This window comes from Paenibacillus sp. FSL R10-2788 (assembly GCF_038003885.1).
Lineage (GTDB): Bacteria > Bacillota > Bacilli > Paenibacillales > Paenibacillaceae > Paenibacillus_AQ > Paenibacillus_AQ odorifer.
Map to the genome: position 1 here is coordinate 6,759,520 of NZ_JBBOQA010000001.1, position 21,278 is coordinate 6,780,797.

Here is a 21,278-nt window from a genome sequence, read left to right on the forward strand (position 1 = left end):
AAGACCATTCAATCTGGCGCAGTCAAATAAATACAATAAAAGCAAGTTCGATTGACCTAATGGAAATATTACTAAAAAATATGGCATTATTCAAAACCTTCCTGCCCAAGGGTTGCGGTCTTAGACAGGAGAGGATTATAAATAAAATAGAGGCGTTTGCATCATGATATATAGATATTTGTCATCTAGGAGGATTTGATTCATGGCAGTAACAGACCGGCAAAAAATAGTAGATAGTGTCCCTCAAAAGGGTTTCTTCGGACATCCTAAGGGACTTTTCACCCTTTTCTTCACAGAATTTTGGGAGCGTTTCTCTTATTATGGCATGCGAGCTATCCTTGTCTACTACATGTATTATGAAGTGAGCCAAGGCGGCCTCGGATTACCTGAAGATATGGCACTTTCTATTATGTCTATCTATGGATCGCTTGTATATATGTCAGGGATCATCGGAGGCTGGCTTGCAGATCGGCTTCTCGGAACTTCGAGGGCTGTTTTCTACGGCGGCGTTTTAATCATGTTCGGGCATATACTACTGGCTATTCCAGGCAATACCACATTATTTTTTGCTTCGATGGTTTTAATCGTACTCGGAACGGGTCTACTGAAACCCAATGTTTCAAGTATTGTCGGCGAAATTTATAGCGAACAGGATAACCGCCGTGACGCTGCCTTCAGCATTTTTTATATGGGCATCAACCTGGGAGGATTTCTCTCCCCACTAATTGTTGGCGCAGTAGGCATGAATAATTTCCATCTAGGTTTCTCGATTGCCGCAGTCGGAATGTTTATTGGACTAGTCGTTTATATTATGACTCGCACAAAAAATCTGGGTCTGGCCGGTACGATTGTACACAACCCTATTCCTGCAGATCAGAAGAAAAAAATCTTTACTTGGATTGGTGTAGGATTAGTTGTACTTGCAATTTTGATTACGATCGGCATTCTTACCGGAGTGCTTACCTTTGAAACATTAATAAAAATAGTAGGGGTGTTAGGCTTACTTATTCCTACGATGTATTTCATTATGATGTACCGCAGTCCCAAGACAACAGCCGTTGAACGGTCAAGAATTCTCGCATACATTCCTTTATTTATCGCATCGATTATGTTCTGGGCGATTCAAGAGCAGACTTCCACAGTTCTAGCTAGTTTTGCTGATAAACGGACCCAATTGGATTTTGCAGGCTTACACATTTCTCCTGCTTGGTTCCAATCGCTTAACCCGCTGTTTATTATCACTCTTGCACCTATATTTGCCTGGTTGTGGTTAAAGCTCGGTAACCGTCAACCCTCGATTCCGCAAAAGTTCTCGCTTGGTTTATTGTTTGCAGGTTTATCCTTCCTGGTGATTCTAGTACCTGCTTATTTCGGTGGAGCTAATTCACTTGTGAATCCATTATGGCTGGTACTCAGCTATTTTATCATCGTAATCGGGGAGTTATGCTTGTCCCCTGTGGGTTTATCAGCAACGACCAAACTGGCACCGGCGGCTTTTACCGCTCAAATGATGAGTATGTGGTTCTTATCGAATGCCGCTGCCCAAGCAATTAATGCTCAGATTGTGAAGTTCTATACCCCGGATACCGAAATGATGTATTTTGGAGTAATTGGCGGAGTGGCCCTTCTCCTTGCGCTTGTCCTCTTCCTATTCTCTTCCAAAATTCAGAATTTCATGAAAGGGATACATTAAACACACCCAAAGGCTGCCCGAGATTCTCTCGGCAGCCTTTTTTTGGTTTCCTATAGTTATCCAACCTCTACACCAGAAACATGGCGACAATCGTCGTGACTACCAGCCCAATCAATACAGGCTTAACATTCCGTCTCGCCAGCTCAAAGGGGCTTACTCCGCAAATAGCGGCGGCCGGAATCAATGCCCACGGAATCAGCGTGCCTCCACCTACCCAAATTGCAGCTACCTGACCTAGCGCAGTTAAAGTCGCCGCATCGGAATGTGTGGCCACCGCAAACAATTTCCCAATGGACCCGGCAAGTGAAATGCCCGAGAACCCTGAACCATCTAGGCCTGTAATGGCTCCGGTTATGGTCGCGGTTACTGCACCCACAGCGCCGTTCAGAGGGACGTTATGAGCTAGAGCGACCCCTAGATCATTTACAATCCCCTGAGATGCGGCAGGCAGCACTTTGCCGAATAATTCAGCAAACGCCGAATCCCCCAGATAGAAAAAAGCGGCAATCGGTATCACAGGACCAAATACTTTGAAGCCAAACGTAAGTCCATCAATCAGATAAGAAGTTACTTGCTCCAATCCTTTATTACGATGTGCCAACAAGGTGACTACAACCAGAATGAATACCGCAGTTCCACCAACTAAGGCAGTTGCATCTCCACCCTGCAAATCGAGCAGGAACATGCCTGCTACATCGGCTAAAAACAGGATGGGAATGGCGATGGCCAGCCATTTTTTCAATGCTGGATGAATCACCGCTGGATCCTCTGCCGTATCATTCTCTGCAGATAACGCACTCACGGCACTTTTCCCGGCAATAAGCCCGTCTCGCCAAGTTCCCTTCTTCTGATCTCTGCGCATCATCCAATACGCCGTTATCGTAGTCACCACGCCCATAACAATTACAAGCGGAACACTCGCCTCCATGACACTGGTCACTGGAAGTCCGGCCGCATCTGCTGTTAATTTAGGCGCACCTTGAATAATATAATCACCTGAGAGTGCAATCCCGTGGCCAAATAAATTCATTGCCATCGCCGCTCCAAGAGCAGGCAGTCCCACTCGAATGGCAACCGGCAGCAGCACAACCCCGATCAAGGCCACTGCGGGTGAAGGCCAGAAGAACCATGAGGTGACCATCATAATCAGACCGATCCCCCAAAAGGCTATGAACGGTGTGCGCAAAAAGCGGGTAAGTGGAGCAACCATGATCTCGTTAATCCCCGTGCGTGTTAATACCCGGCTCATGGCTACTATGATCGAAATAATCATGATCGTACCCATTAGCTCCTTGGTTGCATATACAAAAGAGTTGAATACACCTGTGACTGAACCACTGACGGTTTCCGTGGCTAACCACCCAAGTACAAAGATGCCCGCAATACAGATCATCGTTGTGTCCCGTCTCTTGATCAGAAGTGCCATTATAAATATGATAAATGCCAGATATACATAATGGAGCGCTGTTAACTGGATGCCCATCTCTGCACCACACCCTTCTCCTACTATCCGAGTGCTATATGGTATGCAGGGGTGTAGGCTAATGTTCGGTAGAAATGGGCCTAAAACAGCAAAAGAAGCCGTCCCGCGCGTAGAGAAAATCTACGTATGGGACGGCTTCTTAGTGTTTCTTAATTAAAGATTATTATTTAGCTACGACTCCGCCATCAACCGGCAGCTCAACACCTGTAATGTAAGAAGCTTCATCAGAAGCCAAGAACAATACAGCTTCAGCTACTTCAGAAGCACGACCAACACGTGGCAGCGCAGTCTGAGACATAAAGAAGCTATGCATTTTTTCGTTATTTACAAATTCAGCACTCATTGGGGTTTCGATAAATCCTGGGTGAACAGAGTTCACACGAATGTTATCTTTACCAAAGTCTACAGCTGCTGCTTTACTTAGCATACGAACTGCACCTTTAGAAGCTGTATAAGCACCAGCACCGCTGCTGCCAGTCAAACCTGCGATGGATGAAATATTAACGATAGAACCACCTTTATTATTCTTCATTTGAGGAACAACATGCTTCATGCCAAGGAATACGCTGCTCACGTTGATGTTCATTACTTTGTTCCATTGATCAACAGTCGATTCGAGCAATTGAACCGGGAATGAGATCCCTGCATTGTTTACCAAAATGTCGATTTTCCCGAACTTGCTAATCACATCTTCTACAACCTTGATCCAGTCTTCTTCGGAAGCCACATTATGTGCATAAGCTGCTGCTTGTCCACCATTTGCTTCAATTTCCTTCACAACTGCTTGTACGGCAGCCTCGTTAATATCAGTTGCCACAACTGTAGCGCCCTCTTTGGACAATAAAAGGGCTTCTTCACGGCCCATGCCACTGCCTGCACCTGTAATAATTGCTACTTTATTAGTTAGACGATTCATAATTAGGTCTCCTCTATAATCGTATTGTGATATAATATTTGAGTGATGATAGTCATACTATCACTGTGATATACATCATATCATTTTTGTAAAAGAACTACAACTACTCCTTGCTTAATCCAATAAACGGTGGATATAATACTAATAATTGAAAATCCCAATCAAAAAATGGAAGGGTCTAGCCCTCATGAATCCTAAAACACGATATGAAAAAGAACGATCCGAAGGTAAGCAGCAACGATTAATTACGATCCTCGAATCCGCAGAACGAGTATTATCACAAAAAGGAATCGAAAAGTCGACGATGCAAGATGTCGCAAGCGAAGCCAATATCGGGATTGCGACGTTATTTCGCTATTTTCCCAGAAAAGAAAAACTCGTAGTGGCTGTAGCCACCCGAATGCTGGAGCCTATGCTCGATCATTTTAAATACGTAGCTGACTTGCCCCTTACTTGTCTTGAACAAATCGAGAAATTATTTGATTTCTTTATTCAGGATCAAAATCATCTAAGTATTATTTTTATGGTCAATTTCGAAAGCTACGCCTCACACTCAAATGAACCTGTTGAGGATGTTCTGAGCTTCAATGCACTCAACCGCAAAATTTGGCATGAATACTCCAGGATCATTCAAAATGGGGTAGAAGACGGCTCTATTCGTGCGGGTCTCCCCGTAAAAGAGACCTTAATTACGCTCATGAATAGCTTTGCCCTCTTTTCCAGAAAACTAACGATGAAAAAAAACATTCTCCTGCTGGAATCGGATCTAGACTCCGACGATCAGCTTGAGCTGCTTAAACAAATTTTTCTGGATCATTTAAAAGCCTAAAAAGCGCCAGTTTCCTTAGGAGGGGAACTTGGCGCTTTTTCTATAGTCAAAACAAAAAGAGACATTTCCAAGGAAATTGCCTCTATCCAGATTCAAGTTGCGACCTATATACTGCCTTCGTTAGCTAGTGAAATGGGCAGGTTGCGACGGGTGATTGTTGATAAAGAAAACGAGGGCTGAAATCATATTCTTTTAACGTACGATCATGCCAAATCGGTGTAGACGAGGGTGACATAGGCGGAATCAACCAGGACCAGCGCCCTGAGACTTGGCGCCCCTGCTCGTTCTCCTGTTGCTGGAATCGAACAAATTGATCTGCTGCTGTATGGTGATCCACGATGCTGACACCTGCTTGCTTGAAGGAATGCAGCACTGCGCGATTCAGCTCAAGAAGCGCCCTATCCTTCCAAAGCGTTGTGTTGCTGGAGCGATCCAGTCCCATCACATCAGCTATAGCTGGCAAAGTGTTGTATCGTCCGGTATCCCCCAAGTTACGCGAGCCGATTTCAGTCTCCATGTACCAACCGTTAAAAGGAGCAGCCGTGTACAGAATACCGCCAATTTCCAACTGCATGTCCGCGATAATGGGTACAGAATACCAACGAAGCTGAAGCTCAGCAAAACGTTCAATTTCAGGATGTGTTAACGGTACCTCCTGAATGAAGTGATCAGGAATAGGGAAAACGCAGGGATGCCCGTTGCCAATACTGATCACTAACGGCAACACATCATAATCGCCACCCGTTCCTTGCCAACCTAGTTGCTGGCACATTTTTGTGAATTCATCCGATGCCGGATCGCCTGCACGTCCGTGTTCTTCATCGCCAGGATAACCGGCATAACGAATCAATTGGTGGTTCCAGATCCGAATCCGCTGATTCGGATCTTCTCCGCTGCGGAAAACCGTGATGAGTGAACGAATACGTCCTCCGTTGTTCGCCTTTTCCAGATGTCGCAGCAACGCTTCAGCAACTTGTTCCTCAGTCTCTGCTTGGCGTTCATCGATTAGCTCAATGGATTGCCAAAAAAGACGCCCAATGCAGCGGCTATTATGGCGCCAGGCCATTCTTGCACCATGCGCTAATTCTTCCGTTGTATGTGTGTAACTGCCTGATTGGTTAATTTCCTCATGTACGGCTAGGATGCGATGATCCGTCTCGGCTTCAGACTTATCTAGTTCAGCGTAACATTGTCGAATGAAAGCTTCCGCCTGCCGGGTTAATTCTTCGATGTGCTTGCCATTCATATCCCTTATCCCCCATCTAAACCCTTGCTTAAACTCTCAATCCAGTATAACATCCCTCTTCCTATGCCACATCTTTCAGGGAACAGCGCATAAGAACAACCCGTGAAGCTTGGAGCTTCACAGGTTGTGGCAGGAACATTTAGCGCTCTGAACGTTTCCCTTGCTTATTCAATGAGGCAAGTCTGCTCTTATCCTCGGTCAACAGTTCTTCAGCCAACTCCACACCTTGAGGACCTAGCCAGTCCTGAGCTTGCTGAATCGCCTGCTCAGTATGTGCCAGGCGGTTCTCAGCCTGTGCCAAAGTCTGTTCTGTTGGATGACTAAGTGCCTGAGAGACAGAGAAATGAAGCTTGCCCAAAGAATTTTTGGCTTGAGTTACATTGTCATTCGCTTGCAGACTGGAATCGGGTTGTTTCATAAATGAAATACGCTCCCTTCTGAAATGCGCCTGTTCTCTTCTAGCATGGTTTGGGTGAAGTCATCTTATGCATTCACTATCTACTGGATAATGGATTGCATAAAGGACGTCATTTCATTACTCGCTTTATTCAGGCGCTCAATGACACCGCTGAATTCAGTGACCAATTCTGCTTGTGAGTGTGAAGAAGCAGAGATCGCTTCAATTTCTTGCTCCATTTGCTTAATGGACTTTTGAACATCACTCAGTGATTTTTCAATATTATGGGTTGCTTCTTTAGTGTTAACGGACAGTTTGCGTACTTCCGTAGCAACCACCCCAAAACCTGCCCCTTGCTCTCCTACACGCGCGGCTTCGATTGCCGCATTCAGCCCAAGCAGGTTCGTCTGCTCAGAAATCTCACGAATGAAGCCGGCAACCTTATTCACTTCTTGTGATTCTGTTACGGCTCTACGCGTATTATCTAATATTTGCTGCGAGGTTGCTGATAATTCCTGAGATTGGGCAGCTACGCTCTGCACCATCTCCATTAGATGACTGCTTATCTCATTAATCTCATCTGTGAATCCTTCAAGCTTATTCTCGTTCTCTAGTGTATAGGCAATGGCAAAAACCCCGATTACATCATCATCCGTTCCGTAGATAGGTACACATGTTGAGATTACAGGAGCTCCATAAATTTCTGCTGGGATTCGGTTAGAGCTTGCTATACCTTTCAGTCCATTTGAAAGCGACAGATCTTCAGGCGGGATAGGGTTACCCTTAACCAATCCGAGATCAATAACTTTACTTGGTGCGTAATAATGGAAGATCTCCCTGTCCGTGATTCCAATCATAATATCCTGCGAGTGAATCTTTTTGAAATAAGGTGCTGCGAGGACTAAGGCATCGATAATACTCATCTCTTCATCTCCCATATAAAAAAAATGTATATGTAGTTTTATCGTCACAATGGGTTATTAAATGAATATTGTCATAGTAGAGTAACAATCCCCACGTATGATTTGTTTATGAATACTATTAGCAGACGACAATTTCTACAGAAAAGCGCTCAAGTAACTCTAGGCCTTCTTGGAACAGCTGGTGCATCCGGTATCTATTCACATTGGATCGAACCCTACTGGCTGGAAATCAAATACGTAGATATTACACTCCCTAGACTTTCTCCAGCCTTCGATAAATTTCGTATCGTTCATTTTAGTGATTTACACCAGGGGGTATATTCCAAGCCGCAAGCTTTAACGGAGCTAGCGCAACAAATTCAACAGGTAAAGCCAGATCTGATCTGCTTCACCGGCGATTTATTAGATCATTCAGCCGATTATATTTCAGAAGCCGTAGCCTTGTGCTCTCAGTTGCGGGCTCCTTTTGGACAATTTGCAGTATTAGGCAATCATGATGCTTTTGGGACCAGAAAGGTTGTAACGAAAGGGCTAACACAATCGGGCTTCCACGTGCTCCATAATGAACATATCGTCCTAACCCAAGGTACGGACAAGCTCTATATTGCCGGAATAGATGATCCTTGGGTCGGAAAAGCAGACATCGCCCAAGCGCTGCTTCATATCCCGGAAGAGGCTTGCACAATTCTCCTAGCCCATGAACCTGATTTCGCCGATGACTTTTGCAAGCTGCCTATAGATCTGCAATTGTCTGGCCATAGCCACGGAGGCCAAGTGCGGTTTCCATTTGTCGGAGCTTTATATACCCCGCCTCACGGAAGTAAATATTCAAGTGGGTTATATCAACTGCCCAACAGCCAACTTCAGGTCTATACCACTCGCGGGATAGGAGTAACTCGTATGCCTGTTCGTTTTAATTGTCGTCCCGAGCTCACCGTAATTACTTTACATTCTTAATGCTAGTGTCTTAATCGTACAAAATGGTTAAAAAGTATATACCTTTTGCATATCTATGCAACAACACTGTAACCGTCTTTGTAATCAAATCTATTTGGGACCTAGGTATAATTGTAGGAGTGATAGAGGAAAAAATATCATATTGCAACTACATAAGCCCATCCTTGGGAAGGAGAGATTAAGTTATGAATAAAAGTATGAAATGGACCTCAGCCATCTTGGCTGCTGGAGTATTGCTTGGAGGGTCGGGACTAGTAGGAGGAACTTCAGTTCAAGCCGCAACTACCGGAGGAAATACGGTAAAACAAGCCGCACAGCAACCCTCTGTAGTGCTTAAATATAAAGGCCAGACCTTATCGCAGCAAGCGAAAATAGTAAACGGTAACACCATGATCCCTTTAACTGTACTACGGGATGCTTTTGGCCTCTCCATTAACTATAATGCAAGCACCAAAACTTATAGTGTAGGCAGCGATTCCATGAAGCTGGACATGGAGGTCTCAGATTACGGTGTTAGTACAACCCTGAATGGCTATTACATTTATAGCATGACCGGCAGTCATGATGTGAAGGTCATCAACGACCGGATTTATGTTCCGTTCAAACTCTTGTCTGACTATTTAGGAGTGCAAGGCGTTTATAATCCTTCATTGAAATCACTTGATCTAAGTAAAAAAGTAATGAATGACATCAAAATTACCTCTGAAACCTTAGATAAGAGCAATAAAAATGCTAGTATCAAAGTACAGTATCCAAAAATCAGTGGCTTAACGGATGAAGTGCAGACTAAGATTAATGCGATCTTCAAAAAGCAAGCTGAACAATTCGTCGCAGAGAGTGAAGAACAGGCTAGCCGTAGAGATGGTACTATAGAGAATAAATATGACTTCTCTCAAACTTTTGTTGTCTCCTTTAACCGTGAAGGGGTTCTGAGCATCGTGACTGATCAATATGGCTATACTGGTGGAGCACATGGTGGAGCCCTTCGTGAAGGATTTACCTTCTCGCTGAAAGACGGCAAACCAATTGAACTTAAGGACCTGCTGAAGGCAGAGCCAAACTACAAACAAAAATTAGATAAAATGTTGAAGGAAAGCACCAAGGAGCTAGCTTTTCCAGATACACCTGGCGGACTAACAGAAAAACCAAACTTCTACGTTTCCGAGAGTGGCCTTGCAATCTTCTACCAACAGTACGAAATTGCCCCTTATGCGGCTGGAATTCCTACGTACACCTTTAATTTCAGTTCAATATTACCAAAGGGAACTAACCCATTCGCTGCCTTCAAATAAACTTCTATTGTAAAAAAGAGCGTCACAGTCATTAGGACTGGGACGCTCTTTTGGTTTTACAGCTTAGGCTTCCAAACTTCCAGCCGGGCCGAAGAATTCATAATGAATTCTGTCTTCAGCCACCTTCCATTCCTTAAGAGCCTTATATATCGCCTTCATAAAAGGAGTCGGTCCGCAGAAATAGAATTCAGAGTTTACGTCTGTTACTTCTTGCAGCCAAGCTAGATCAATATAACCTGTTTTATGGAACGTATCTCCTTCACTTGGAGTTTCATAACATACATAGGATCGTAGGGTAGGATGGGACTGCTCCAAATCCGCCACCATTTCTTTCATAGCATGCAAGCTTCCATTGATGGCTGCATGAATGTACGTTACCTCTCGTTCTGGCTGCATAGCAATTAATGTCTCCAGCATACTTACCATAGGGGTTAGTCCAACCCCACCACTGATAAGAACCACTGGACGATCACTATCTTTATTTAGTACGAAATCACCTGCTGGCGAGCTTACTTCCAATATAGCTCCCACTTGTACGACATCATGAAGGAAAGTAGATACGACTCCAGCCGGTTTATCCGGCCCTTCACCTTCCCGTTTAACTGTGATGCGGTAATACGACTGTCCCGGCGCACTGGACAAACTATAGTGGCGAACATGGGTGTATTCCTCTCCCTCAGGCTGAACACGAACCGTGATGTATTGACCCGGCAAGTAAGAAGCTATAGCCCCTCCATCCTCAGGAGAAAGGTAGAAGGAAGTAATAAGTTCACTTTCTTTAACCTTCTTAGTAACCACAAAGTTTCTAAATCCACTCCAACCCCCGGGAATTTCGGCAGCTTCACGATACTTCTCTGCTTCGACACCAATAAAGGCATCTGCAATCACGCCATACGCCTTTGCCCAAGCATCAATAATTTCCGGCGTCGCCGCATCGCCAAGTACTTGCCCAATAGCAGCTAACAAAGTCTCACCTACGATGGGATAATGTTCAGGTAATACTCCCAATGCCCGATGTTTCTCCGCAATCTGTTTTACCACAGGCAAAATATTTCCCAGCTGATCAATATTCATTGCCGCCGCGAGTACGGCGTTAGCAAGTGCAGTCTGCTGTTTACCTTCCCGTTGGTTGGCATGATTAAATATATTTAGTAACTCCGGATGATTTTCAAATAACATGCCATAGAAAGTAGTTGTGATGGTCTTCCCATGAACCTGCAATACGGGCACCGTTGATTTTATGATTTCAATGGTTTGTTGATCTAACATCTAAATACCCTCTTTCCTGCAATAAATTAATTCCTCTATAAAAAGCATATAGAAGCTGAACATCCCATAGTGTGCGTTCAATCACACGGGAAATTGAAAAAATGTGAACGATTCAATAATTGCAATGATATCCATCACAATAACGTACCCGAAATCAAAAAAACTATCCAAGCAGCCATTATAGCTTCCGGGATAGCTTTTTATCTTATTATTTTGACAGCTCCACAAAACCTTCTCCGAATACATCTCGTACATCGTGGATGGTAATAAACGCCTCTTTATCAATGGATTTGACGATTTTCTTAAGCATAGTCACTTCCTGCTTGCTAATCACAATATACAGCAGCTCTTTAGGTGTCTTGGTATAGTACCCACGGCCATATATTACTGTGACGCCTCTATCCATAATTCCATTAACCTGTTCAGCAATTTTGTCCTGCTCTTGGGATACAATCGTAACAGCCTTCTTAGGGTTCACTCCCTCAATAATGAAGTCCATTATCTTAGTGGCTACATAGAGCATCACGATCGTAAACATCAGACTTTGTACTCCAATGATGAAATACGAAGCGAACACCACAATTAAATCAACGAGCAGTAGCGCGTAACTAACATTCCAGTCCAAATATTTATGTAGAATTCTGGCGATGATGGTTGACCCTGCAGTCGTTCCACCCACTCGTATAATTAGCCCGATACCCACACCTGAGAAGATACCCCCGAATATTGCATTAATTATCAACTCATCGCTGCCAATATTCCAATTTTTCGTAAGAATCAGGAATAACGAATTGAAAAACACCGCAATAATCGTGTATACCGTCGTAGTTTTGTCTAGAAATTTGTACCCCACAATTAATAATAAAGCGTTAAGAATCAAACTAACAATACCGGGTGACCACTGATACAAATAGTAAGTAATCATAGTCAGTCCCGTGACCCCGCCTTCACCGAACTCGTTCGGAATCACAAACAAATTAACGGCCAAGGAGAATAACAAAGCTCCTACAATGATGGAAACAATATCCGAAATACGCTTTTTCATACCATGCCCCTTCTACCCTAGATCTATATCCACAAATACTAACACCGCTTTGATATAGATGCAATCCATCCGAAAGAAGTCAACAGTCTATAGATACAGTAACCAGCCACCCCGCCGCCAGTGTTCAAAATAAGATCATCCACATCAAAGGTGCCGATATACAATACTAATTGTGTGAATTCAAAACAGAAGCTCAGCGCCAGCGAGAGGAAGAAAACTCTTCGAAACAGCCTTACTTTTTGCGATAACAGCATGGGCACCAAGATCCCAAACGGAATAAAGGCTAACAAATTCCCTACTAAATTAATCGATGAAAAAGGATCTGAAAGCGACAGATTGTCCATCCCCCGGGAGATCTCCTTAAAAGGGATATAGTTGCCTCGGCGATTAAAAATCCGGTCTGGATGTTCAAACATACGTCCCGCTTGCTCCCAAAGCGATAATAAGTTCACCGGTGCACCTTTAAATAAAATAATTCGGATTAAAAAATACATATAGACGATAAATATCGCTGCCAGCAAAAGGTTTATAGCAGACTTTTTTTTCGGCTCTTTAGTCATTAATATGTAGTAACAATTATGCCATCCATGTTATCGCCTGACGTCATATATTGCCCTTCCTGTGGAATTTTGATCGTAGTGTATTTGGATACCGGAAAATAACTTACTGTATAAGCTTTGCCGTCTACTGTTGTTGAAATCTCTTTGTTCTCTTTCAAGAAATCCAAATATTGTTCTAGCACAAGCCCCTTCTCATGAATAATGGCGCTGTGCGGCAACCCTACATAACGGAAATGCCAGGGTTCATATTTTATCCCCGTAATCTCGGTTTTGTCTTTCGGATAGCGGAGAATAAAGCCGTATTTCCAGGCATTTTTTTGCAGCCATTTTCCTTCAGGCGCTTTACTCATTTCTGATTGGGACGACCCGATATCCAGAGATAATCCTAAATTATGTTCACTATATTGCGCCGGTAAAGCATAGTCCGAACCTTTTTCCTGATATAATTTCTCTTGCTCTTCAAAGTCCCTGTACCCGCTGCTAATTAAAAAATGATTCACACCCTCTTTTTCGGCAGCTTTGACCATCTTATTGAATTTATGCGCTACACTTTCAGACAAACGAATCGAGGTATCCAGCAGCCCATAACCCTGCACCAGATCCGCCTGCTCATATAAGGTCACGATATCAGACTTCACACTATCCTCATGTACCGGGTATTGTTTGTTCACCAGCAACAAATCCCCTTGATACACTTGATCTTGTGTTACTACCTCTAAGCTATTGTTATTTCTAATAGATTCTTTGCGAATCTTATCATCGTATCCTAAATTACCCGTATTCGGTAAATAACGAGCCGCTGCATACCCAAGCAACAACACAACCAACGCCAAAAAGCCCCACTTCTTCATCAGCAATGTCCTCCCATTTCCTTGATAGGAATAGAATAACGAAGACACTTTAAAGAAAAGGCGGGACAAATATAAAGTTTTTCTTAAAATAAATAAATTTCACGGGCTTTACCCATTAAAAGTATATCCAACGCCCCAGATCGTCTTAATGAATTTATTCTTATTGATGTCTTCACCGAGCTTTTTGCGCAAGGTACGGATATGCACCATGACCGTGTTCCCACTCTCATAATAAGCATCGCCCCACACCTGTTGAAAAATGTTCTCCGCACTAAACACCTGCTTAGGATGGCTGACCAATAAGTGCAAAATATCAAACTCTTTTGGAGTTAACTCAATAACCTCACCATAAAGAGTAACCGTATGCTCATCCGGTGAAATCATCAATCCCCGAACCTCTAGCACCGATTTAGGTATGGCTGCGGGCTGACTGAATTGTATGGAGCGCCGCAACTGGGAATTGACCCGGGCGACCAGCTCCATTGGGTTAAACGGTTTGGTCATATAATCATCTGCGCCCATAACCAGTCCGGTGATTTTATCAAGATCGGAAGTTTTAGCACTCAGAAAAATAATCGGCAGATGATGATGCTCCCGAATATGGCGGGTGACCTCGTAACCATCCAGCCCCGGCATCATGATATCCAGAATCGCCAAATCTATCGTTTGCGACTCAATGGCTTGTACCGCTGCCCTTCCATCGGACACTTTGAGGATATGATACCCCTCTTTTTGCAAATGCAAGGCCACCAAGTCGGCAATTTCCGCCTCATCATCCGCAATTAAAATGGTGATGCGCTTCATCTATTTTTCACTCCTATAGGTTGTGCTGTACACTCTTCATCCATTATACCCTAAACTCAAAAACCACTCCTAGAAAGAAGTGGTTTCCGATTAAATCTATGATTTATATAGTCTATTTCCTTTTATTATAGCTGTCTAACAATAGCTCTAATGAAATCCCATTTACTGTGACGCCTGAAAGATTGCAGTCTCTTATATCCACATTCGAAAGATCACAATCTACAAAGGATGTCCCGTTTAGCTGGCATCGCTCAAACTTATTGCCTTTACCGTACAAATGAATATCGTGGAAATAAGCCTCCCCTAGTTCACTATTACTAACCTCTATTTCCCACAGCCCCACTTCATTAAACTTAACAGAATGCATATTGATGTCATTAAAGGTAGTACTGCTCATATTAATATTATCGAATCCGGTCCCCTCCATATTTACATTGGAGAAGTTTGTTTTATGCATATCAATATCATCAAATTCACTCTGGCCCATAGCCACACGACGAAAATTCGTTTCAGTCATTCTTTCATCCTGAAAGACTCTCTTCTTAAATTCGTCCTGTAATTTGTTTTCACTAAGATTATTATTCACTGTACTCAACATCTCCCTTTTTAAGATCGCTCTTGATCTGCGGAGTCTACTCTCAACAGCTTCGCTGGATAAATCAAGGAAATCGGCGATTTCCCTAACCTTGTAATTGTCGATATAGTAGAGAATTGTGACTATACGGTTAGCTTCTGATAGGGTGTTTAAGGCTTTCAACACATCTTGCTGGAGTTCTTTTCTGATAAATTTTAATGGAGAGGAGATTTCAACTTTTCTACTATGGTCTTAGCCAATCTGCTTCATCCCCCAAATGTATTCGGATGCTTATTCACCGTGATAATTATAGCCTAATTATTACCTAGCTAAAACAATCTGCGAGCCGTCACCAAACGTTTCTTCCACTTGTCACTTAAGGCTTCATAATGAACGCCAAGCTCCTTGGAGTACGTATGTAGGATCTGATTATTTCCCGCGTAAATCGCCACATGTCCAATATCAAGTCCACGTGCACTGAAGAATAACAGATCCCCCTTGCGCAGCTCGTTAATTCCAACCTCTTTGCCCTCTTTGGCCTGATTGTAAGAGACACGTGGCAGGTCAATTGCCAACATATCCTTAAATACATGTCCTACAAAAGAAGAACAGTCAAAGGTTGACGTCTGGTCAGTAGCAGCGCCAAATTCATAAGGCGTTCCCAGATATTTTTCTCCGTAAGCAAGCAGCTCGTTTCCCTGCCGCTCTACAAGAGCAGCACTCGTATAATTGCTATATTTGGGTTTAGCAGAGATATATCCACTCTTGTTATCCTGCGTTCGCACTTCTAACCATAAAGCATCTACTTCTCTAACCACATGTACCTTATCTCCTGCCGACAACATTTGCTGAACCGTTGATTGGGCTGACGAATCTGGCAAACTTCGCAGATTAACTCCATATAGAATTGTCGTATCGTAATCCACTGCCGAGTAGATACGAACAGCACGAGTAGCAGTATCCCACTTCACAGTGCTGCCCAAAGCTTCGCTGACAAAACGCAGTGGCATCATCGTATAACCGCCGGCAATCTGGCCGGGAACGGCTACACTTAAGGAATGGCCATTTTTATTCGCTGCTTGATCGCCAATATGATAGGTCAGCACCAGGTCTCCCTTGGTTGCCTTAACGGTCTTGGTATCATTATTCCAAGTAATCTTTGCCCCTTGAGCTTCAAATAACTTGCGCATAGGGACTAGTACTGTATCGTTTACGAGCAAGGGCTGAGCCTCTAATTGTAGCTGTTGATCATCCAGATAGACGGCTGTAACCGGAGTCTGAGGCGTTGTCCCCGCATAGGCCGGAGCAGTATAGAGCATAGATGTAAGTAGTAAAAGTAACATAGCTTTCTTTTGAAACTTCATGATGTCATCACCTCGTTGATTGATATGTGCACCTATTGTTACTAAAAAAAGGGTAATTAGTTTTGTTACAAATATTGGGGTGAGCATCTAGCTACAGCATAAGCACCTAAAAAAAGAGGACTGCGATCACCTTTCGGTACCACAGTCCTCTTTTTAAGTATGCCCTCATGGAGCCCGCTAGACAGGTTCCTCTACCTCAAAAATGGAATCAATAATGAGCGGAAGATTGTCCCTTACAGAAACAGCACCCAATACAGAACGAGCATGAAGACCCTTGTCTCCGAACACCTCCAGCATTAAATCTGAACAACCGTTAAGCACTTTATGATGTTCTTCAAAGAGGGGATCTGCATTAACGAAGCCTTGAACTTTGACTACTCTTTTCACTTTATCCAAAGAACCTAAAGCTGTCTTAAGGACGGCAAGGATCTCTATACCCGTTAAACGTGCAAAATGGTAGCCTTCTTCGGTAGTGTAGTCTTGTCCCAGCTTTCCTTTGGGATGGCCCGCCGGTCCTTTTCCCGATACAAAACATAAGCCATTAACAATTACGTAGTTAGCGTATTTTGCCGCGGGTTCACTAGCCTCAGGCAGGACAATTCCTAATGCTTCAAGTCTGCTCGCTATAGTGTGCTCTGTCATACCCATCTCCCCCTCCATTATCAACAGCATCAATAATTTAGTAAGATCATAGTTACTACTTAGCTTCAACCTCTGCTTCCCATCTCGATATTTCAGCGCGAACAATTGGTGCTACTTGGGTACCCAATAGCTCAATGGCTCTCATTACATCCTTATGAGGCATCGTGCCAAGCGGCACATGCAGCATAAAACGTGTGATGCCTACTTGCTTGCGCAGGTGAATGATTTTCTCAGCAACGGTCTCCGGGTCACCTACATACAAAGCGCCTTCAAATCTACGTGCCGCATCATAGCTTGCACGAGTGTATTGACCCCATCCGCGTTCCCGGCCAATTACATTCATACTAGCTTGCGTAGAAGGAAAGAACATATCGGCAGCCTGCTGATTGTCCTCTGCAATAAAGCCGTGTGAGTGTGAAGCAACGGGCAGCTTCGACACATCATGTCCCGCTTGTGCTGCAGCCTTCTTATAGAGCTTCACTAGCGGAGCAAACTGTAGCGGACTGCCACCAATGATAGCCAACACAAGCGGTAATCCTAGTAACCCCGCACGAATTACAGATTCTGTATTTCCCCCGCTGCCAATCCATACTGGCAAAGGATTTTGCACGGGACGCGGATAAATCCCCAGATTATTAATGGCAGGACGGTGCGCACCGCTCCATGTTATTTTTTCGGATTCCCGTATTTTGAGCAGCAAGTCCAGCTTCTCATCGAACAGCTCATCATAATGATTCAAATCATACCCAAACAGCGGGAACGACTCGATAAAAGAACCCCGGCCTGCCATGATCTCTGCGCGTCCATTTGAGATTCCATCAAGAGTAGCGAAATCCTGAAACACACGTACGGGGTCATCAGAGGAAAGTACTGTAACCGCACTGGTTAGCCGAATCCGTGTCGTCTGTGAGGCCGCCGCAGCCAGCAAAACTGCTGGAGAAGAAGCCGCATAATCTTTACGATGATGTTCGCCCACGCCAAATATATCTAAACCCACCTGATCTGCAAGCACAATCTCCTCTACGACCTCGCGCAAACGCTGCGCATGACTTATCACTTCACCTGTCTGGACATCCGGTGTTGTTTCTACGAACGTGCTTATTCCTATTTCCACTTACAAATCCCCCTTAACTATAATTTCCTCTTTAAATTGTTTGTTTGATTATAACACAAGTTAAGGTTAAAAAAGCTAATCATTCTGTCCAACCCCAGTTTGTCGAGAAACTCATCCTTAAAATTTGCAAAACCACGCTTACAAATAGAGGATTTTGAAGGAATATGTTGAAACACTCTTAAACAAATAGCCGTTCTCGTAGAACAAATGATCATATGGCAAACCATTAAAATTCAAGGTAACGTGAAAGAACTGTTAACCGGGTGGGAGAAGGTGTCACTGAAATGAATATCATGACATGGATTGATTTATTATTATTTTTTGTTTTGTTCGCTTTGTTCATCTACATATTTGCGTCTGTAACCATCACTAACCTACATAAAGCATACTTAGTATTTCATTTTACTATGATGTTATGGCCCTTCTGTCAATTTGCTATCAAAACAACCGACAATCCCAGGTTTCAATTGTTTTATGTGAAGCTCGCATTTATCGACTCGGTTCTGTTAACGATTGGCTGGCTTCTTTTTACGATACTTCTCACTGGAAATTCACATCTCCTTCGAAAAAAGAACACGCTGATCCTATACATTCTCGCAGCATTGATCATAGTAGTAGTGATCGCTAATCCAAACGGAAATTTTGTTCTCCCTATGAACGGCGGATATATCGAAAGATATTATGGTCCGATTTTTTGGCTGCTTATTATCTTCTTAACCACCAGCGTAATGATTTCTCTGTATATCATCTATTCAGCCCTAGTCTCAAACACTACACAGCGGATCAAAAAACAGGTTGCTCATGTGCTCAAAGGGGTGCTGGTGCTAACGGTATTTATATTATTGGATGTTTTTCTTAATGTGGTGTTGCTTAAATCTGATCCAGTTATTCCGGGGCTGACCTCTCTGGGGATCTTAATCTCGGCAATTTTTTTCGTAATTGCTATTCATCGGGATAAAATATTTGATCTCGTAACCATCGCCCATCAGGATATCATTGACACCATTACAGAAGGAATTCTTGTACTGGATGATAGTGAGACTGTAGTAGAAATCAATCGCTCGCTTTTCCCAAGAATCAATCTACAAACCGGTGCTCGCTTTGACGTGTCGACCATCGCACCCATGGAGCAAACTTCCGGAGCTTTCGATTTATTCCTTCATACATACTTGAACCAGCCCATGGAGAGAACCGAGGTTGAACTATTCTACACCTCACTCAATGCATACATTAACATTACTGCCGCGCCGATTGTGGTAGGTGGAATCAGGGTTGGACGCATTCTTACTTTTCAGGACAGAAGCGAGCTGCATCGCCTCATAGCCGAGACCAATCACCAGAACGAGACCCTGCAAGAGCGTAATGCTGCATTAACTGAAATCCAGAATGAACTATCTCAGACCAACCAAAAACTTAAGCAGATGGCCATAACGGACAGCTTAACCGGTTGTTATAATCGTCATTACTTAACGTTACACTTAGAGCATGAAATCATAGAAAATATGAAACTCAAGCAGCCTTTTGCTATTATTCTTCTGGATATCGACTTTTTCAAAACAGTGAATGACAATTACGGCCATTTGATTGGCGATGTAGTTATTTGCAGCACGGTAGAGGTAATTAAAAAAACGCTGAGGGAGACGGATATTCTGGCGCGTTATGGCGGAGAAGAATTTATCATTTATTTGCCAAATACAGATCAAACACAAGCAAACCACTTGGCAAAGCATATCAAATCTATAATAGAAGCTAATAAAGTACATGTAGAGGATGTTGCTCATGCCCTATCAATTACTGTTAGTATGGGACTGCTGTCCATTAGTAATTTTGCAGCTCAATATACAGAAAGCCTGACCAATCAACTAAATGATTTATTCGAATCTGTGGACAAAGCCTTATATCAAGCAAAAAATGCCGGACGAAATCAGATTGTTGAGATTAATAGATAACACTCCTTTGAGCGAATGACCATATCAAAAAGAAAGAATCAGCCTACTTCTGTTGAAGTTAAGCTGATTCTTATTTTTTAGATCTTTTTAACAAACTCGGACTTTAATTTCATAGCTCCAAAACCATCGATTTTGCAATCAATATCATGATCTCCGTCCACTAAACGGATGTTTTTCACCTTTGTTCCTATCTTCAGAACGGATGAGCTTCCTTTTACTTTAAGGTCTTTAATAATAGTTATAGCATCTCCATCATTTAAAATATTTCCGTTGGCATCTCTGACAACCTTGTTCTCTTCACTGCTTTCAGCCTCTGTGTCGAGGCTCCACTCATGCGCACATTCCGGGCAGACGAGCAAACTACCATCTTCATAAGTGTATTCTGAATTACATTTCGGGCAATTTGGCAAAGTAGACATCAAAGTGTCCTCCATTCGTTAATGTAAATCTAGTTGTGGTTCCAGTGCATAGCCTCAAAAGTATATTTCATATTTGGTAAGGTTTCCACTAGATATCAGCAGTAAGTTTGTCTAGATTTCGACAGCGGACAGTAATTCTCAAATATTGTCTTGTATATTTTTTCCTAATTCAATAAGATGGAAATGTCGAATTTTTATGTAAATACATAGGAGAGTGAGTAATGATTAGTCGCAGAAGTGTTGCATTCGCCATTATTTTGTCATTAATTACATGTGGGCTCTATACAATATATTGGTTTATTGTTCTAACCAATGAGGTAGGCGAACTGAGTGGGGACTATACATTTACAGGAGGAAAACATTTTCTTTTAACGTTGGTTACGTGTGGGATCTGGAGCTTCATTTGGGCCTATCAGGTAGGTAAGCATATTGCTGAAGCTCAAAGACAGCGCGGCCAATACCCGTCAGATAATTCAGTGCTTTATGTGATCCTGACACTCTTTGGTCTGGGTATTGTCACGTATGCCTTGGTACAATCCGATGTTAATAAACTGGTATAAGTTTACGACTTATAAAAGGACACATCCTAAACTATTTTGGGGTGTGTCCTTAAGTCTCGTCGGCGTAGTTTATCTCAAAGCATGGATACCCTTAACCAAGATTAGTATCCCTTGTCCATTTCATGAATGGACTGGATTGTATTGTCCCGGATGTGGAGTGACAAGAGTTATTCTTTCCTTGCTGAAGTTCGACGTTATTCAAGCGTTTAGATTTAACCCGTTGCTGTTTATTTTAGCACCTCTGTATATGTTGTATTGGATTACTAATAAGAAGCAAATCCGGCCTCTTAGCCAGGCAATTATGGCTATAATGTTGATTCTGACCGTTACATTTGGAATACTGAGGAATCTCCCGCTGTTTGAATATTTGGCCCCGACAGTAATTCGTTAA

Annotated in this window: 22 protein-coding genes; 7 read left to right on the forward strand and 15 right to left on the reverse strand. The window is 43.0% G+C overall.

Annotated elements, in window-relative coordinates; translation table 11 throughout:
- Nucleotides 1–202: 202 nt before the first annotated feature.
- Nucleotides 203–1,693 (forward strand): peptide MFS transporter, encoded by a 1,491-nt coding sequence (locus NSQ50_RS30025; RefSeq protein WP_038573797.1) that lies wholly within the window; start codon nucleotides 203–205, stop codon nucleotides 1,691–1,693.
- A gap of 67 nt (nucleotides 1,694–1,760) precedes the next feature.
- Here NSQ50_RS30025 and NSQ50_RS30030 read toward each other — a convergent pair whose 3' ends face one another.
- Nucleotides 1,761–3,176 (reverse strand): hypothetical protein, encoded by a 1,416-nt coding sequence (locus NSQ50_RS30030; protein WP_076222383.1) that lies wholly within the window; start codon nucleotides 3,174–3,176, stop codon nucleotides 1,761–1,763.
- A 163-nt stretch (nucleotides 3,177–3,339) separates the two neighbouring features.
- Nucleotides 3,340–4,092 carry an SDR family NAD(P)-dependent oxidoreductase gene (locus tag NSQ50_RS30035; RefSeq protein WP_038573803.1) on the reverse strand — a complete coding sequence of 251 codons (753 nt, stop codon included), beginning with the start codon at nucleotides 4,090–4,092 and terminating at the stop codon, nucleotides 3,340–3,342.
- A 187-nt stretch (nucleotides 4,093–4,279) separates the two neighbouring features.
- Here NSQ50_RS30035 and NSQ50_RS30040 point away from each other — a divergent pair, with 187 nt between their 5' ends.
- Nucleotides 4,280–4,921: a TetR/AcrR family transcriptional regulator gene (locus NSQ50_RS30040; RefSeq protein ID WP_076222384.1), complete on the forward strand. Its 642-nt coding sequence runs from the start codon at nucleotides 4,280–4,282 to the stop codon at nucleotides 4,919–4,921.
- 124 nt (nucleotides 4,922–5,045) lie between these two features.
- On the opposite strand, the gene NSQ50_RS30045 is transcribed toward NSQ50_RS30040, so the two are convergent.
- The 3 genes from NSQ50_RS30045 to NSQ50_RS30055 form a co-directional block, all read right to left on the reverse strand.
- The gene (locus tag NSQ50_RS30045; RefSeq protein ID WP_076222385.1) at nucleotides 5,046–6,167 is read right to left on the reverse strand and encodes a nitric oxide synthase oxygenase; all 1,122 of its coding nucleotides are present in this window, start codon (nucleotides 6,165–6,167) and stop codon (nucleotides 5,046–5,048) included.
- 139 nt (nucleotides 6,168–6,306) lie between these two features.
- Nucleotides 6,307–6,585 (reverse strand): hypothetical protein, encoded by a 279-nt coding sequence (locus tag NSQ50_RS30050; RefSeq protein ID WP_038573810.1) that lies wholly within the window; start codon nucleotides 6,583–6,585, stop codon nucleotides 6,307–6,309.
- Between the two features lie 80 nt (nucleotides 6,586–6,665).
- On the reverse strand, nucleotides 6,666–7,487 hold the full coding sequence (locus tag NSQ50_RS30055) for a methyl-accepting chemotaxis protein (RefSeq protein ID WP_036682244.1): 822 nt from the start codon (nucleotides 7,485–7,487) through the stop codon (nucleotides 6,666–6,668).
- A 108-nt stretch (nucleotides 7,488–7,595) separates the two neighbouring features.
- Between NSQ50_RS30055 and NSQ50_RS30060 the strand changes: the two genes are divergently transcribed.
- Nucleotides 7,596–8,444 carry a metallophosphoesterase gene (locus NSQ50_RS30060; protein WP_076222386.1) on the forward strand — a complete coding sequence of 283 codons (849 nt, stop codon included), beginning with the start codon at nucleotides 7,596–7,598 and terminating at the stop codon, nucleotides 8,442–8,444.
- Between the two features lie 185 nt (nucleotides 8,445–8,629).
- Complete coding sequence (locus NSQ50_RS30065; RefSeq protein ID WP_076191612.1) at nucleotides 8,630–9,736, forward strand: PdaC/SigV domain-containing protein; 1,107 nt, start codon at nucleotides 8,630–8,632, stop codon at nucleotides 9,734–9,736.
- Between the two features lie 63 nt (nucleotides 9,737–9,799).
- On the opposite strand, the gene hmpA is transcribed toward NSQ50_RS30065, so the two are convergent.
- The 9 genes from hmpA to NSQ50_RS30110 all read right to left on the reverse strand — a co-directional run bounded on the left by hmpA (nucleotide 9,800) and on the right by NSQ50_RS30110 (nucleotide 17,959).
- Nucleotides 9,800–11,005 (reverse strand): NO-inducible flavohemoprotein, encoded by a 1,206-nt coding sequence (gene hmpA / locus NSQ50_RS30070; protein WP_076191609.1) that lies wholly within the window; start codon nucleotides 11,003–11,005, stop codon nucleotides 9,800–9,802.
- A gap of 208 nt (nucleotides 11,006–11,213) precedes the next feature.
- On the reverse strand, nucleotides 11,214–12,050 hold the full coding sequence (locus NSQ50_RS30075) for a YitT family protein (protein WP_036682251.1): 837 nt from the start codon (nucleotides 12,048–12,050) through the stop codon (nucleotides 11,214–11,216).
- Between the two features lie 38 nt (nucleotides 12,051–12,088).
- Entirely contained in the window at nucleotides 12,089–12,610 is a 522-nt protein-coding gene (locus NSQ50_RS30080) for a VanZ family protein (RefSeq protein ID WP_076222387.1), read from the reverse strand.
- Nucleotides 12,610–13,461, reverse strand: a complete 852-nt coding sequence (locus NSQ50_RS30085; protein ID WP_076124134.1) for a M15 family metallopeptidase — start codon at nucleotides 13,459–13,461, stop codon at nucleotides 12,610–12,612. The genes NSQ50_RS30080 and NSQ50_RS30085 overlap by 1 nt, the downstream gene beginning before the upstream one ends.
- Before the next feature lie 108 nt (nucleotides 13,462–13,569).
- Complete coding sequence (locus NSQ50_RS30090) at nucleotides 13,570–14,265, reverse strand: response regulator transcription factor (RefSeq protein ID WP_076124136.1); 696 nt, start codon at nucleotides 14,263–14,265, stop codon at nucleotides 13,570–13,572.
- A 112-nt stretch (nucleotides 14,266–14,377) separates the two neighbouring features.
- A complete protein-coding gene (locus NSQ50_RS30095; protein WP_076222388.1) occupies nucleotides 14,378–15,025 on the reverse strand; it encodes a pentapeptide repeat-containing protein in 648 nt (215 codons plus the stop codon).
- 143 nt (nucleotides 15,026–15,168) lie between these two features.
- Nucleotides 15,169–16,203 carry a C40 family peptidase gene (locus NSQ50_RS30100; RefSeq protein ID WP_036682258.1) on the reverse strand — a complete coding sequence of 345 codons (1,035 nt, stop codon included), beginning with the start codon at nucleotides 16,201–16,203 and terminating at the stop codon, nucleotides 15,169–15,171.
- 177 nt (nucleotides 16,204–16,380) lie between these two features.
- A complete protein-coding gene (locus NSQ50_RS30105) occupies nucleotides 16,381–16,845 on the reverse strand; it encodes a RidA family protein (RefSeq protein WP_036682469.1) in 465 nt (154 codons plus the stop codon).
- A 55-nt stretch (nucleotides 16,846–16,900) separates the two neighbouring features.
- A complete protein-coding gene (locus NSQ50_RS30110) occupies nucleotides 16,901–17,959 on the reverse strand; it encodes an LLM class flavin-dependent oxidoreductase (protein ID WP_036682260.1) in 1,059 nt (352 codons plus the stop codon).
- Nucleotides 17,960–18,243: 284 nt separating this feature from the next.
- On the opposite strand from NSQ50_RS30110, the gene NSQ50_RS30115 reads away from it, so the two are divergent.
- Nucleotides 18,244–19,908: a histidine kinase N-terminal 7TM domain-containing diguanylate cyclase gene (locus NSQ50_RS30115; protein ID WP_076140617.1), complete on the forward strand. Its 1,665-nt coding sequence runs from the start codon at nucleotides 18,244–18,246 to the stop codon at nucleotides 19,906–19,908.
- Nucleotides 19,909–19,985: 77 nt separating this feature from the next.
- Here NSQ50_RS30115 and NSQ50_RS30120 read toward each other — a convergent pair whose 3' ends face one another.
- On the reverse strand, nucleotides 19,986–20,327 hold the full coding sequence (locus NSQ50_RS30120) for a zinc ribbon domain-containing protein YjdM (protein ID WP_036682263.1): 342 nt from the start codon (nucleotides 20,325–20,327) through the stop codon (nucleotides 19,986–19,988).
- 221 nt (nucleotides 20,328–20,548) lie between these two features.
- On the opposite strand from NSQ50_RS30120, the gene NSQ50_RS30125 reads away from it, so the two are divergent.
- On the forward strand, nucleotides 20,549–20,887 hold the full coding sequence (locus tag NSQ50_RS30125; RefSeq protein WP_051491231.1) for a DUF4234 domain-containing protein: 339 nt from the start codon (nucleotides 20,549–20,551) through the stop codon (nucleotides 20,885–20,887).
- Complete coding sequence (locus NSQ50_RS30130) at nucleotides 20,868–21,278, forward strand: DUF2752 domain-containing protein (protein WP_038573826.1); 411 nt, start codon at nucleotides 20,868–20,870, stop codon at nucleotides 21,276–21,278. Before NSQ50_RS30125 ends, NSQ50_RS30130 begins: the two co-directional genes overlap by 20 nt.